9 protein-coding genes and 1 pseudogene are annotated in these 12,887 nt (G+C 46.5%); 5 read left to right on the top strand and 5 right to left on the bottom strand.

Annotated elements, in window-relative coordinates; translation table 11 throughout:
• Positions 1 to 41 precede the first annotated feature (41 nt).
• The gene (locus GNP95_RS10020; RefSeq protein WP_155610665.1) at positions 42 to 1,202 is read right to left on the bottom strand and encodes a serine hydrolase domain-containing protein; all 1,161 of its coding nucleotides are present in this window, start codon (positions 1,200 to 1,202) and stop codon (positions 42 to 44) included.
• Between the two features lie 341 nt (positions 1,203 to 1,543).
• Here GNP95_RS10020 and GNP95_RS10015 point away from each other — a divergent pair, with 341 nt between their 5' ends.
• Positions 1,544 to 2,731 carry an MFS transporter gene (locus GNP95_RS10015; protein WP_155610664.1) on the top strand — a complete coding sequence of 396 codons (1,188 nt, stop codon included), beginning with the start codon at positions 1,544 to 1,546 and terminating at the stop codon, positions 2,729 to 2,731.
• An 80-nt stretch (positions 2,732 to 2,811) separates the two neighbouring features.
• On the opposite strand, the gene GNP95_RS10010 is transcribed toward GNP95_RS10015, so the two are convergent.
• The gene (locus GNP95_RS10010) at positions 2,812 to 3,435 is read right to left on the bottom strand and encodes an acetate uptake transporter (protein WP_155610663.1); all 624 of its coding nucleotides are present in this window, start codon (positions 3,433 to 3,435) and stop codon (positions 2,812 to 2,814) included.
• Positions 3,436 to 3,655: 220 nt separating this feature from the next.
• Here GNP95_RS10010 and GNP95_RS10005 point away from each other — a divergent pair, with 220 nt between their 5' ends.
• The 3 genes from GNP95_RS10005 (at position 3,656) to sigK (ending at position 7,780) form a co-directional block, all read left to right on the top strand.
• The gene (locus tag GNP95_RS10005; protein WP_155610662.1) at positions 3,656 to 5,572 is read left to right on the top strand and encodes an AAA family ATPase; all 1,917 of its coding nucleotides are present in this window, start codon (positions 3,656 to 3,658) and stop codon (positions 5,570 to 5,572) included.
• 10 nt (positions 5,573 to 5,582) lie between these two features.
• A complete protein-coding gene (locus GNP95_RS10000) occupies positions 5,583 to 6,926 on the top strand; it encodes an McrC family protein (RefSeq protein WP_196427128.1) in 1,344 nt (447 codons plus the stop codon).
• A 158-nt stretch (positions 6,927 to 7,084) separates the two neighbouring features.
• The gene (gene sigK, locus GNP95_RS09995; RefSeq protein WP_055107206.1) at positions 7,085 to 7,780 is read left to right on the top strand and encodes an RNA polymerase sporulation sigma factor SigK; all 696 of its coding nucleotides are present in this window, start codon (positions 7,085 to 7,087) and stop codon (positions 7,778 to 7,780) included.
• Positions 7,781 to 7,980: 200 nt separating this feature from the next.
• Here sigK and GNP95_RS09990 read toward each other — a convergent pair whose 3' ends face one another.
• Positions 7,981 to 8,979 (bottom strand): hypothetical protein, encoded by a 999-nt coding sequence (locus tag GNP95_RS09990; RefSeq protein ID WP_155610660.1) that lies wholly within the window; start codon positions 8,977 to 8,979, stop codon positions 7,981 to 7,983.
• 100 nt (positions 8,980 to 9,079) lie between these two features.
• Here GNP95_RS09990 and GNP95_RS09985 point away from each other — a divergent pair.
• Positions 9,080 to 9,187 (top strand): annotated as a pseudogene (locus tag GNP95_RS09985) (sigma factor-like helix-turn-helix DNA-binding protein); the annotation flags it as partial.
• A 57-nt stretch (positions 9,188 to 9,244) separates the two neighbouring features.
• Here the strand turns inward: GNP95_RS09985 and GNP95_RS09980 are convergent.
• On the bottom strand, positions 9,245 to 11,326 hold the full coding sequence (locus tag GNP95_RS09980; RefSeq protein WP_196427127.1) for a sugar-binding protein: 2,082 nt from the start codon (positions 11,324 to 11,326) through the stop codon (positions 9,245 to 9,247).
• 205 nt (positions 11,327 to 11,531) lie between these two features.
• Positions 11,532 to 12,773, bottom strand: a complete 1,242-nt coding sequence (locus GNP95_RS09975) for an MFS transporter (protein WP_155610659.1) — start codon at positions 12,771 to 12,773, stop codon at positions 11,532 to 11,534.
• Positions 12,774 to 12,887 lie beyond the last annotated feature (114 nt).

Raw genomic sequence — 12,887 nt, 5'->3', positions numbered from 1 at the left:
TCCTATATTACGCTCTATTCCGCTACGGTATCGGTTACCATTTACAAGCTGCCATAAGCCGCTGCACGGACGCGAAGATGGTGATACTCCTCCATGTTCGGGAATAGCTGATGCATGTACACTACCGAGAAGCCTTCGCTTGGATCGATGGAAGCCCAGGTGCCCGCGGCGCCGGTCCAGCCGAATTCACCGATGGAGCTATTGGAGTGGCCGGCCGCCGGATCCATCATCGTTCTGACGCCAAGCCCATAGCCGTAACCAGCAAGGTAGGAATTGTGGAAGTCGGCCAACTGTCTATCATTTAAATGATTAGTTCGCATTAGATCGATCGTCTTGCGGCCGATGATTCGCTCACCCTTCCAAACTCCGCCGTTGGCCAGCATTTGCGTGAAGGCCAGATAATCCTTCAAGGTGGAGTAGAGTCCGACACCGCCGCTCTCATAAATAGAGTCTGCCTGATGATGCTCATCAAGCCAGCCGGGAACCTCCTGCAGAGTGCCATCTGCGGCAGGGCTATAACAGGAAGCCATCCGCTCCTCGATATTATCGCGATAACGGTATCCTGTGCTGGTCATTCCCAGCGGGCTGAACAGCTCCTCCTGCAAAAACTGGCCCAGCGATTTGCCGGAAATGACCTCGATCAAAGCGCCGACCAAGTCGTGCCCGTACCCGTAAAGCCACTGCGTGCCCGGTTCAAAGGCCAGCGGAACCTGAGCTGCGGCTTTGACTTCGGTGAGCAGGCTGTATTTTCCATGCTCGTCCTTTAGCTTCTGCTGCAGAGCTCTTAGCTGCCGGGCCGGTTCAGATTCCCCGAAGGGATAAGGAATTCCAGCGGTCATGCAGAACGCGTCTTTAATTTGAATTGGATTTTTGGCGGCTTCCATATAGATTTCGCCGTTTGGTTTGGCCTTGACGACCTGCGGATTTTTATATTCGGGAATGTATTCATGCAGCGGCTCATTCAGCAGAAAATGACCTCTTTCGAAGAGCATCATGGCTGCGGTACATACGATGACTTTCGTCATGGAGAACAACCGGAACACGGTTTCGTCAGATACCGGGATTCCCTTGCTTACATTAGCGTAACCGTGATAGCCTTCGTACAAAATTTCCCCATGTCTTGCTACAGCGCAGGCACAGCCAGCAAGATTCTTCTTCGTAAAGCCGTCCAGCATTGCGTCTAGATGCCGAAAATCTCCCATACCGATCCCCCATTTCATTGATTTTAATAATCGTAGCCGTATAAAAGTTCATATATCCGTGAATAAAATCATCATACTGCAAATAGGGCTTTTGGGGCAAACTCCCATTTTTTGAATTGTAAAATTTCAGATGTTTATCAGCAATTTATTGCACTTTCATTCGCGGCAGGGGTAGATGTGCTGATTTATTCAAATATGCAGCCCAAACTGGACAAAGATGTCTTGAAGACGGTATACAACTGTGTTATATCATAGTCACGGGCTTAAGTACCGAATAATTATGACTATTACAATTAAGGCATGTATAGCATCATGAAGCGGAGAGATCAACTTTGACAACCATGAACAAAAGAGCTGCAGCACGAGAAGACAGACAGATGCTGATCCTTCGTGGAATAAACTTCTGGCAGTACGCTATTTTAGCGGTGCTTGCGCCATTTTTGCCGTTGTATTTTGCGAACTTGGGGTATTCGTCCTCGCAAGTCGGTTTTCTTATGATGATTGGCCCGTTTGTGGCAAGCATGATTCAGCCGTTCTGGGGGTATTTAAGCGATCGGCTGCAGACGGTAAAAATGATGATTTTTTGGCTGTGGATGTTGGCGATTGTCAGCAGTGTCGCATTGTTCAACTCTGGGGAGAGCTATGTACTGACGCTATGTTTCGTATTATCGTTGTACTTCTTCTATCAGCCGACGATGCCGTTGCTGGACAGCATTTCCGTCCAATCGGCGGCGCGCAGAGGGAAATCCTACGGTTCGCTGCGGTTGTTCGGTTCTTTGGGCTACACCGTAGTATCCCTGTCGGGAGGGCTGCTGCTGGCTGTATTGGGCGGGATTACCGGTCTGCCGTATTTGCTGTGGGCCGCTTGGGTCGTGCCGTTACTGCTGCTGATCTTCCTGCGCGACGAGCCTGCCGAAGGAGAAGGCATGACTCTGACCACCTTAAAAGAACTGTTCACGAACAAATCATTCCTGTGGTTTCTGTTTCTAGTATTCGTCATTTCAGTTCCTCATCGGATGAATGATGTTATGCTTGGCTTGTACATGAAGGAGCTGGGCGCCACCGATGCCATGGTGGGATGGGCCTGGGCTCTGGCCGCTGCCATGGAAATTCCCGTCTTCGCTTTGCTCGGGAGGTATCTAAACCGGATCCATGAATACGTGTTGATCGGCATCGTCGGCCTGTTATACACGATTCGCTGGTTCATGTATTATGTGTCGGATGATCCGTGGGTTCTATTGGCGCTCCAAGCAGGGGCTGCTATTACTTTTGCAGTGTTTTGGATCGTGGCCATGCATTATGTCGCACGGATTCTTCCGCCGCAGCTAGGAGCTACAGGTTTTTCGCTACTGAGCATGGTGTACCTTGGCCTGGCCGGCATGACGGGCGGAGTCGTGGGCGGGAGACTATCCGATCTGTACGGGGGAGCAAGCATGTATTTGTTTGCAAGCATTGCATCCCTTGTCGGGGGAGTCCTGTTTCTGGCGACGGAAGCGATGTCCCGCCGACGTGCCTGGAAAGCCCGGTGATAAAGTCACACCATATGAAAAAGCCGCCTATCGCGTATCGGAGCGCAAAGGGCGGCTTTGTTTTTGTAGTTAGCAGCGGGTCAGGCCCTGGGTTTGAAGATGCCAAACGGGCGCCCTACGGGCAGAAATACCCGGCCGAAATGCACATTCAGCACCGCCGCTCCGGCACCATACAGCGAGAGCAGGGCAATGCCCATTTCCGCGTAAGCAGCCAGGGTGTGGAACACTTCCGGGGCAATGCCAAATGCATCCATAGCTAGACCTAGAAAAAGAAGATCAATCAGGACAAATATGAAGAAGAGCACTTTATGTGTCTCCATAGCACCAATGGTCATAAATATAGTAAAAATGAGGTATCCGGCGAATGCAAAGCCAAGCTGCCTGCCGTCTACACCAGCAGCCAGCTCCGGCCCGAATGCGCCGAGCTTGATCAGCCAGCTGACGCCCATGGAGAACCAGAAGAAGGCATAGGCGCCAAAGGCGGTCATCCCAAAGGTGTTGTTATGCTTCGCATCCTGGATGCAGGCGAACAACTGGGCGAACGCCCCGAGAAATATCGCCCACGGAAGGACATAGCTTAAGCCGTCCGTCAGTCCCAGCTTTTGCGAGGAAGCGACTAGGGTGACGATCGCCAGTCCAAATAGGCCGATTCCGCTGGGATCAGCCGTGATGATTTTGACATGAGTAGAATTTGCAGTTTGCATAGTTTCGTAAAAGCCTCCACAAGATGATATATTGCTTCATTCCTCCGATAGCGGAATGCATGCTGGATTATCCATTATATCCGATTTGGTCTGGCTCTGCAGTGATGTTTGTTTGGAGTGATTCGGAGGAACAACGAGTTGCTGTGTCGAACATCCTATTAATCCGAAAATTTTGATTACTTATTCTAATAGAGATTATGTTTTTGGGAGGAGTATTTAAATGGACGAACAAGCCAGATGGCGTAAAAAGGAATATACCGATTGGTTAAGGCGTCAAAAAAAATCGAATGGACTGCCTTATTCAGAAAATACGATAAGTTCTTATGTCTCTGCCCTGACAACAGCCCCATCCCGGTTGGACGGAATTAAGCTGGAGACTGCAAACGTATTTGAAATTAGCGACTCTAGCTTATATCGAAGCATGAGAAAAATGATGGAGCAGGCGCAGAACTTTGATGAAGTAAATGTAAAGGCCGGCAACAAGGCATTTCAGTATAGCCTTGCCTACTACGAGGATTTTCTGAAGGAGCTGGAGAGCGGATCAATTTCAGAATCTGCTTCACAACATCCGAGTGTGAATATAGATTCGGGACATCACGGACTGCTGGATAAAAATATTATTATGCACGGCCCTCCCGGGACAGGGAAAACCTATCATACGGTTCTTTATGCGGTCTCTATCATTGAAAATAAACCTATAGACACTATTCTCGCAGAAGCTGAGGCAGAGGGATACCATCCAATTAAGGAGCGGTTCGAAGCCTATAAGGCGAATGGCCAAATTGCATTTACGACATTCCACCAATCCTACGGTTATGAGGAGTTTATTGAAGGCATCAAGCCGAAAATGCTATCCGGGGAAGAAAACGGAATTGAAACAGGAGAAGTAGGATACGAAATTTCCCCCGGAATTTTTAAACGATTCTGTGATACCGCTCTTAAACCGATTGTACAAGACAGCAATCATTTCGGAATTCGCAAGGAGCCTACGATTTGGAAGGTATCATTGGGAGGTTCTAAAGAGAACCCGGTTAAGCGGGACTGCTTCAATCATAATAGGATCCGCATCGGATGGGATTCCTATGGTGAAAGTGTAAATGAAGAAACGGATTACAGCCAGCATGGAGGCAAAATGATCCTCTCCCGATTTATGAATGAAATGCGTAAGGGGGATATCGTCCTTATTCTATATGATGAAGAAACGATAGACGGAATTGGCGTAGTTACTGGAGATTATGAATGGCTGGAACAGATGGAGAATTACAAGCGTTCTCGAAAAGTGAATTGGCTAGTCAAAGATATCCGGGAGAATATTTTGGAGTTAAATGGGGACGTCGTTATGACGCTAGGGTCTGTTTACCGGCTGAATCGAATTACGTTGTCAGATGTACTTTCTATGTTACAAAAGCATGAGAATGCGCAGCTTAATTCCGTCCTTCAGCAAAATAAAAACAATTACGTCTTCATCATAGATGAAATTAACAGAGGCAATATTTCTAAAATATTCGGAGAGCTGATTACGCTGATCGAACCGGCCAAACGACTTGGAATGCCGGAGGAATTGGTGCTTAAGCTTCCGTATTCTCAGGAGCCGTTTGGCGTTCCGAATAACGTCTATCTGCTGGCCACGATGAACACGGCAGACCGCTCCATCGCACGGTTGGACACAGCGCTGCGCCGGCGTTTTTCTTTTGCCGAAATGATGCCAGATCCAGGCTGTCTTTCTTCTCTGGTTGTGAATGGGGAATTGTTGAACCTATCTAAGATGCTGGAGATAATGAACCGTAGAATCGAGGCATTGTATGACCGGGAACATACGATTGGACATGCCTATTTTTTGGACTTGAACAGGGAACCCACGCTGGACAAGCTAGGACATCTGTTCGAGCATACGATTATCCCGCTGCTCCAGGAGTATTTCTATGATAACTATGAGAAAATTCGTCTCGTTCTAGGCGACAATAATAAGCCGGAGAAGGAGCAGTTTATCGTTGTAAAAAAAATAAATGCGAACGATTTGTTCGGCAATCTAGGCGAAGTGGAGCTGGAGGATAGCGTCACCTATAAAATCAACCGTGCTGCATTTGGCCAAATTGCCTCTTACCGCAAAATTTACGATTATAACGGACATGAATAGGGCTGCGAATATGGATCTAAGTATTAACGCGTTCAACAACCGTCGTGGAGGCACTTATATTACATTAAAAGAGTACGGTACGTTATGCAAAAATCCGAATGGAGTTTCACTTGGCTACCACTGCATGCCTGAGCTTGCCTTCGACCGGCTGGAACGATTTGTATTGGAGCATAAGGGACCTGGCCATCTGACGGATGCCCTTGAGCTAATGACATTGGCAAGCCGGAAAGGGGTCGGCAAAACCATTAGCGCCAAAAACTATGTTGGCGTAATCTCTATGGCGGATGGCACGCAAATTGAAATCCTGCCGAAAGTGTACGCACGCGATGAGGAAAGTTCCATTGTACAGACCAAAAGTATCTTCCTCCATATGCTAAAGTCGATCCGGGACATTCCCAATAAACCATTCAATATGGCGGGGCTTGGTACAGCGAACCACCATCTGCTAGACATCTTCATCCGCATGTTCATTGAAGAGGCTGTTGCCCTGGTCAAACACGGATTAAAATCGGATTACCGGGAACATCGGGACAATGAGCCTTTCTTTAAAGGGAAGCTCCAGTTTGCCCAGCATATTAAACACAATGCGGGACACAAAGAACGTTTCTTTGTCGAATATGACGAGTATAATATGAATCGAGCAGAGAATCGTCTGATCAAGGCAACGATCGGGTTGTTGATGAAGGTGAGCCGTAATACAAGAAATCAGAAAGATCTTTACGCGCTGCTGACGGCATTTGACAATATCGACACATCCATGCAATTAGAGAAGGATTGGGCCAGTGTAACAACGGATCGGACAATGAAGGAGTATCAGGCCATTTTAGCATGGTGCCGCTTGTTCCTGTCAGGCCAAAGCTTTACTCCGTTTAGGGGACAAAGTGCTGCGTACGCGCTGTTATTTCCAATGGACAAAATATTTGAACGATACGTTGCGGGCTTGCTGAAGAAAGGGCTTGGGCAATCGCCGGTTCAAGTTAAGACCCAGGATCGTACTCACCGTTTATTCCAAAATCCCGCCAGGTTTCAGTTGAAACCAGATATCGTCGTACAAGGGCCAGGCGGGGTAATCGTGCTGGATACCAAATGGAAGCTGCTCTCACCAAGTCCAGACTACGGCATATCGCAAGCAGACATGTATCAAGCATACGCTTACGGCAAAAAATATAGCGCCAGTGAGGTCTATCTTCTCTATCCTTGGAACCCGCGCCTTTCGGATATTACACAGCCTGTAGTTTATGATAGCGGGGATGGAGTTCAGGTTCGAATCGAATTCTTGGATTTGACCTTGGGAAAAGCAAGTGTGGATACTTTGTTAGCGAAATTGAGCGATACGATTGGCACGAAGAAGTAATAGTTCAGGAAACTAAAATCAGGCATCGCCAATCAAAGTTACTTTCCCGCGTACATGCACATCTAGGCCAGCGCCTACATACAATGTAGAACTGAACTTCATTGTGAGCTGGAGCGGGGCGTTCCCCTTCGGCCAATCGACGTGGGGGTGCTTTGTTCATGGAATTGTTTTCTGCGATTGCCTTGTTCGTGAAGCAGCTGACTTTGCTTGTGTCTTATGTGAAAAACAATGCGTTTCCCCAGCCATTGACGGAGGAGGAGGAAGCGAAGCATCTTCAGCTCATGGCTGAAGGAGATGCTGTATCCCGAAATATGCTGATTGAGCATAATCTGCGGCTGGTGGCTCATATCGTCAAGAAATTCGATAATACCGGCGAGGATCTGGAGGATCTGATCTCGATCGGGACGATCGGTTTGATTAAAGCCATTGAGAGCTTCCGGCCGAACAAAGGGACCAAGCTGGCGACGTTTGCGGCGCGCTGTATTGAGAACGAGATACTGATGCATCTCCGGTCCCTGAAGAAGACGCGTAAAGATGTGTCGCTGCATGATCCGATTGGAACGGATAAAGAGGGTAATGAAATCACGCTCATAGATATTTTGGGAACGGAAGCCGACGATGTGGTGGACCGGGTTCAGCTGAAGATGGAGAAGAGCAAAATCTATCAAAACCTCGATATTCTCGAGGCCAGGGAGCAGGAGGTCATTAAGGGTCGCTTTGGTCTCGAGCATGGAGGCGAGGAGCGGACGCAGCGTGAAATCGCCAAGGAGCTGGGGATTAGCCGGAGCTATGTGTCGCGGATTGAGAAAAGGGCGCTGATGAAGCTGTATCATGAGTTTTATAAGAAGAAGTGAGGGAAGGGAATAGGCGCTATACTCGATTTAAGACTAAGGAACAGGCTTACCATGCGTTAAATATTACAACCGTAAGCGAATGCTTGGCACACTTGGCTTACTTTCACTTGTCGTTTGCTGAGCAACGTACAATGGACGTGCGGTGCATAAATACTTAACTGCCGCCTGTTCCAGTCTTTTGCCTTCGGTAAGATCATAAGTTATAGTAATTTTTTTAGTTCTTTTATTAATTTGGAGTATAACTGAGTTTCATTATATACTAACGAATCAATTGTTTTGTAAAATAAATCTGTTTGAATTCTATTTTTAGAAATCTCGCATTTAATTAGTTTATTTCTTAAAATCATATAATTTTGTTGAAGATCAAACAGAGAAGATATATAGTTACTCAGATCTAGTGAAAAATAATTCTGTAAGTACTTCATTCTTATATACATTAAATTCTTGTGTTCCCATAGTAAGTGGAAGGGACGTACATCAACAGATGTTAATGAATAATAATAATTATAATAATACTCTTTTATTAATTTATAAATAGAGACCCCACAAACAGTTCCTGGCATTAACTCAAACTCTGTTGAGTTAATGTAAGATTCGAGCAGACTAATAATATTTGATAAATTTATTCCATATTGGTTTTTGTTATATTCAAATTGATAATCAAAGTGCATCCATGTAGACGCTGTATAATTTTCTAGCAAATTTGAGGCGCTCATATATGCTGCTACTAGCTCACTAAAAAAAACAGTATACTCCTTCGGTTTTCCTGAAGTATCGTAGCCTAGAACATGGAAGTGCTCAGCAGTATTATCATATCCAAAAAGAAAAAGTTCGTGAGGGGTATGGCATAATTTATACGCTGGCCTAAAGGCAAGGTAAAAGTCATCAACGAAAATATTTATATATTTTTGATCTTTTAGTAACCCTTTATAATGGGGAATAATCTGTTCCGGTTTCTCTAAACGAGAAGTTTTATGTTCTTTGGTAAAAGGGGAATAACCATAAAAGGGGTTTAAATCATCATAATTAAAAAAGTTAACAATTTTAGTCCGATCATTAGGGAACTCTGGAGGACAAGATAATTGAATATAGTTACTATAAAACCATGGTTCGTAGTCTGAATTTATTGAGATAATAGACAAGTGGTTTAAATGTACAGGATAAGAATAGATCATTGGTTCTCCAATTTGTAATTTCACTAATTCAATCCCCTTCTGAAAGTCTTATTATCAGTGTGATACAGAAACCCTTCACATTCCATAATAACATGTCAATGTAATATTTATACAATAAATGCCGACGCAGCGTGAAGTCGCCAAAGAGCTCGGCATCAGCCGGAGCTATGTGTCTCGGATTGAGAAAAGGGCGCTGATGGAGTTTTATCATGAGTTTTATAAGGAGAAGTAAGGAAAGGCCGAGGGCTCTGTGAGCCGCTCGGCCATTCTGGTGATCTAATTCGGCTCTTTAGTTGCGAAAGAGGTCCGGCAATATGTCGTAAATATACTGGTTCACCCAATTCCAAGCATGCGTACCGCCATCGGCAGCGATAAAGTAGAAGTTCCCTTTCTTCGTATCCGATGAATAAACAAAGACATCGGTGAACTGCTTCATCGCGTCGATCTGAGGTTTCAAGTTCGGATATGCAATATCCAAGGTGCCTGTGGCGCTGAATATATAGTAATCCTGCGGCTTATATCCGGATGCTCTTGCAACGTCGGCGAGGTACTTTGCCGTTTCGTTTGGCTTGAGGCCGCCGCCTCTCTGCTCAAGGATCCAGCTGTCACCGCTCAATGGCAAATAGTATTTGAAATAGTCCAGATTATGGATAAAGGTATACCAAGTTGTGACTGAACCCATGGAGAAGCCGCCGAATGCCCGATGCGCCCGGGATGCTTTCAAATCGTCCAAGCTTCCGGATTTGGCATAGGTATTGTACTTGGTTTCCACCAACGGAACAATTGTATTGATCAGTTCCTCATGGAAGAGGGCGACATCATCCTTACCGCCGTAAAACGTAGGTGTCACCACAATAAGTGGCTCAATGTCACCATTTGCAATCATATTGTCCAGTATTTTCTTCATTTCTTTGCTCTGGCCGGGTCCGCCAAAAATGAGATTCTCATTCTCGCCCCCGCCATGCATCAAATAGAGGACATTGTAATTCTTATTTGGATTGGAAGCGTCATAACCGTAAGGAAGATAAACATTTAATTTCTTGTCGTCCGTACCGCCTTTTAAGTTAGCCGCTTTGTACGATAAGCTTTCAATTGTCCCCGATCTGCTGTTTTCCAGGCGATATTCATCTGGAACCGGCTTGAAATATTTCTCGTTCGCCGCCTCTTCCGTCATTTCCAGCTTGCCGACCGCATCCTTGATGGCGGCATATTGTTTATCGATTTGTTGCTGGGTGACTTTTTGGTCTTTGAGAACATTTTCGGCGAAAGCATTGGCAATCGCATCCGTAACAATATTTGCATTTTTATAAAGCTTGAGATCAAGCTTCAGTGTACTTTTGATCAAATTGATGAGATCGTAGGAATTCAGTCCGCTGACATCGCCCTTTTTCTTGCCGGTAAGCAGGATTTCGCCGAACTTTGTCGTATCGTTCCAGGCGCTGCCGGTCGAATCGAATAAGTTGATAGTACCGACTCGCTCCGATCCTTTCGCGTCGTTCACCTGCAATTCGATGCCAAGCACCTTTCCGTTTTCCGGTTTCGTATTCAAAGCGATTCTTGCTTCAATGATATATCCGTCTTCCGTTTTTCTTGAAGATGTGTAGAATCGCTCGGTATTTCCGTTGTCCACGGATTGCATATTTTCATAATTCACGCGAAAATGCAAATCGTCTACGCCGTATTCCTGCGTTTTGTTATTGTGCTCATCCAGAAATAACTCCACGGAATCTTGCATGTAAGGCGTTTCGGATTGTACAGATAAGTTTGAATCTTTAACCTCTGCAAGAATGTAAAGCGCGCGGTCATCCCACAATGCCTTAAACGTGGCGGTTGTGTTGATATTGCTTGATACATATTTAGGTGAAACCGCTTCCGCTTTATTCCATACAGGATCCTTATTACCGTCTATGACCGGCGATCCGAAATAAGCAACCATTCTTCCGCTGGAGTCGAATCCGTTCTTATCGACAGGCACTTTTGCTGGTTCCGGTGTTAGTTTCACATGAGCCTCCTTGACAATGACTTTCAGGGAGAGAATTTCCGCTTTCTTGTTAACCGTTATTTTACAAGTGATGGTTGCAGAGCCGACTGAAGATGCTTTAACGAGCCCGTTCTGATCGACCGCTGCTACTGAGATTTTGTCGCTGCTCCAAGAATAGCTCGCACCGGGAGGCTTATTAATGATCTCCAATGTAAAGGATTCGCCGACCAGCAGATCAATAGCGCCCTTCTGTTCAAATGCAGGTTTGCCTTTGGCAGCAGCCGCGCCGGAGACGTCATGCAATGGACCGAGAAAACATACAGATAACAAAGATACAATGACTAAGACCTTCATGATGGGCTGCACTAACGGCTTCGTTCCCGTCTTCAAAAAAATCTCCTCCTTTTTCTTTTCGGAGTTCGTGTTTCTGTTATGCCGGGTCGCTCTCGCTGCTTCTTGATATTCCGCATCCACATCCTTTCATAAAAAGTTGCATTTTCGTTTTAGCATTTTTGACTTATGCGTGAATCGTAACTCGATTTGTACAAAAAGTCAATATTAAATCCGGGCTGCAGGCGTTGCTAAAACGTTAAATCTAAATGCCCGCATTCGTCCGCCGTGAACTTTCCATATAGAAGAACGCCGATAAGGCGAAAATCATGATGAAGCTGGCAAGCAGGAAGATCCACCGCATCTCCAAGAAGTCGGACAAGAGCCCCCATCCTGCGGCCCCGGCGCCGATCCCGAAGTCCAGCGCGATGTAGAATGTGGCGTTCGCCTTTCCGCGGTTTGCTTGATCCGTGTTCGTAATGGCCATCGCATTGAGATGAGGGATTAGACATCCGCTCGTGAAGCCGAACAAGACGGCGTAAATGACTAGTTCCCACAATGTACTTGAAAAGCTGATTCCGGCGAGCGCAATCCCGAGCGCAAGGAGATTGACGGACATGACGAAGCGGGGACCCATTCTTGCGGTCCACGGTCCGACGATGAAGCGGGAAAGAGCTAATGCAGCGGCTTGAACGGCGAAAACTACACCGATATGGCTGATGCCGTTGCCGATCGCGAATGACGGGAGGAATACCATGACCGTGCTGGTTGCCAAAGATACGAACAGGACGATAACCGAAGGCGGAATAGCACGAGGTTCCACGAGTTTATACCAAAGTCCTGCCGCGTCAAGTGAATGCCGCTTGGATGGGGGGGACGGGGTGTCCGCCGCCAAATCCTTGCGATGTTTGTTCTCGGTTTCGATACGCAAGCTGATCAGGAGGGCGATCAAGGAGACGGCTCCGGTCAAGTAAAAGAGTACGGCATAATCGGAAACTTCCAATAGGTATAGTGTAGTAGACGGCGCAATTGCTACGGCCAGCGTTCCGAAGAGTCCGAAATATGAGATTCCCTGGGTCATCTTGTTTTCTGGCAAGACATCAGAGGCCATTGTACTGGTTGCCGTCGAACTTGCGGAGAATGAAATGCCGTGCATCATTCGCAGGAAGATCAGCGCAGGTATGAAGGCAACAAAGCCGTACAGCATAGTCGTGATCGTATACAAGGCAACACCCCACAGAAGGATGGGCTTCCGCCCGTATGTATCGAGTGTTATGCCGATAAGCGGTCGCGTCAGAAGCGCTGCCAATGTAAAGAAGGTCATGGACAGCCCGGCCAGCGCATGGCTGCCTCCCAAGTGAAGGAAGAACAGCGGCATGGACGTAATATGAACCTGCGTACAGATTCGAAGCAGCGTTGTCACGATCGTCAGTTTAATAAAATCTGCCGTCCAAATGCTCGAACTCATTAATGGTTCGCCGATTGCACGTTCGGGGGGTATCGTCATGTTCTGACCTCCTGAGGGATATACAGGCACAGTTGCATTTACGTTTTAGCAACTAAATCGTAAGGGGAATGATGTCTAAAGTCAATATAGTTCATAAATTCATGCCGACGATCA

This window comes from Paenibacillus woosongensis (genome assembly GCF_009725165.1).
Classification (GTDB): Bacteria; Bacillota; Bacilli; order Paenibacillales; family Paenibacillaceae; genus Fontibacillus; species Fontibacillus woosongensis.
The sequence above is the reverse complement of the archived record's forward strand: the minus strand, read 5'-3'. Positions and strand labels throughout refer to the sequence as shown.

What these genes read in the sequence shown, in the direction of transcription:
- GNP95_RS10020 (WP_155610665.1), bottom strand. Translation starts at nt 1,202, where the DNA reads ATGGGAGATTTTCGGCATCTAGACGCAATGCTGGACGGCTTTACGAAG.
- GNP95_RS10015 (WP_155610664.1), top strand. Translation starts at nt 1,544, where the DNA reads ATGAACAAAAGAGCTGCAGCACGAGAAGACAGACAGATGCTGATCCTT.
- GNP95_RS10010 (WP_155610663.1), bottom strand. Translation starts at nt 3,435, where the DNA reads ATGCAAACTGCAAATTCTACTCATGTCAAAATCATCACGGCTGATCCC.
- GNP95_RS10005 (WP_155610662.1), top strand. Translation starts at nt 3,656, where the DNA reads ATGGACGAACAAGCCAGATGGCGTAAAAAGGAATATACCGATTGGTTA.
- GNP95_RS10000 (WP_196427128.1), top strand. Translation starts at nt 5,583, where the DNA reads ATGGATCTAAGTATTAACGCGTTCAACAACCGTCGTGGAGGCACTTAT.
- sigK (WP_055107206.1), top strand. Translation starts at nt 7,085, where the DNA reads ATGGAATTGTTTTCTGCGATTGCCTTGTTCGTGAAGCAGCTGACTTTG.
- GNP95_RS09975 (WP_155610659.1), bottom strand. Translation starts at nt 12,773, where the DNA reads ATGACGATACCCCCCGAACGTGCAATCGGCGAACCATTAATGAGTTCG.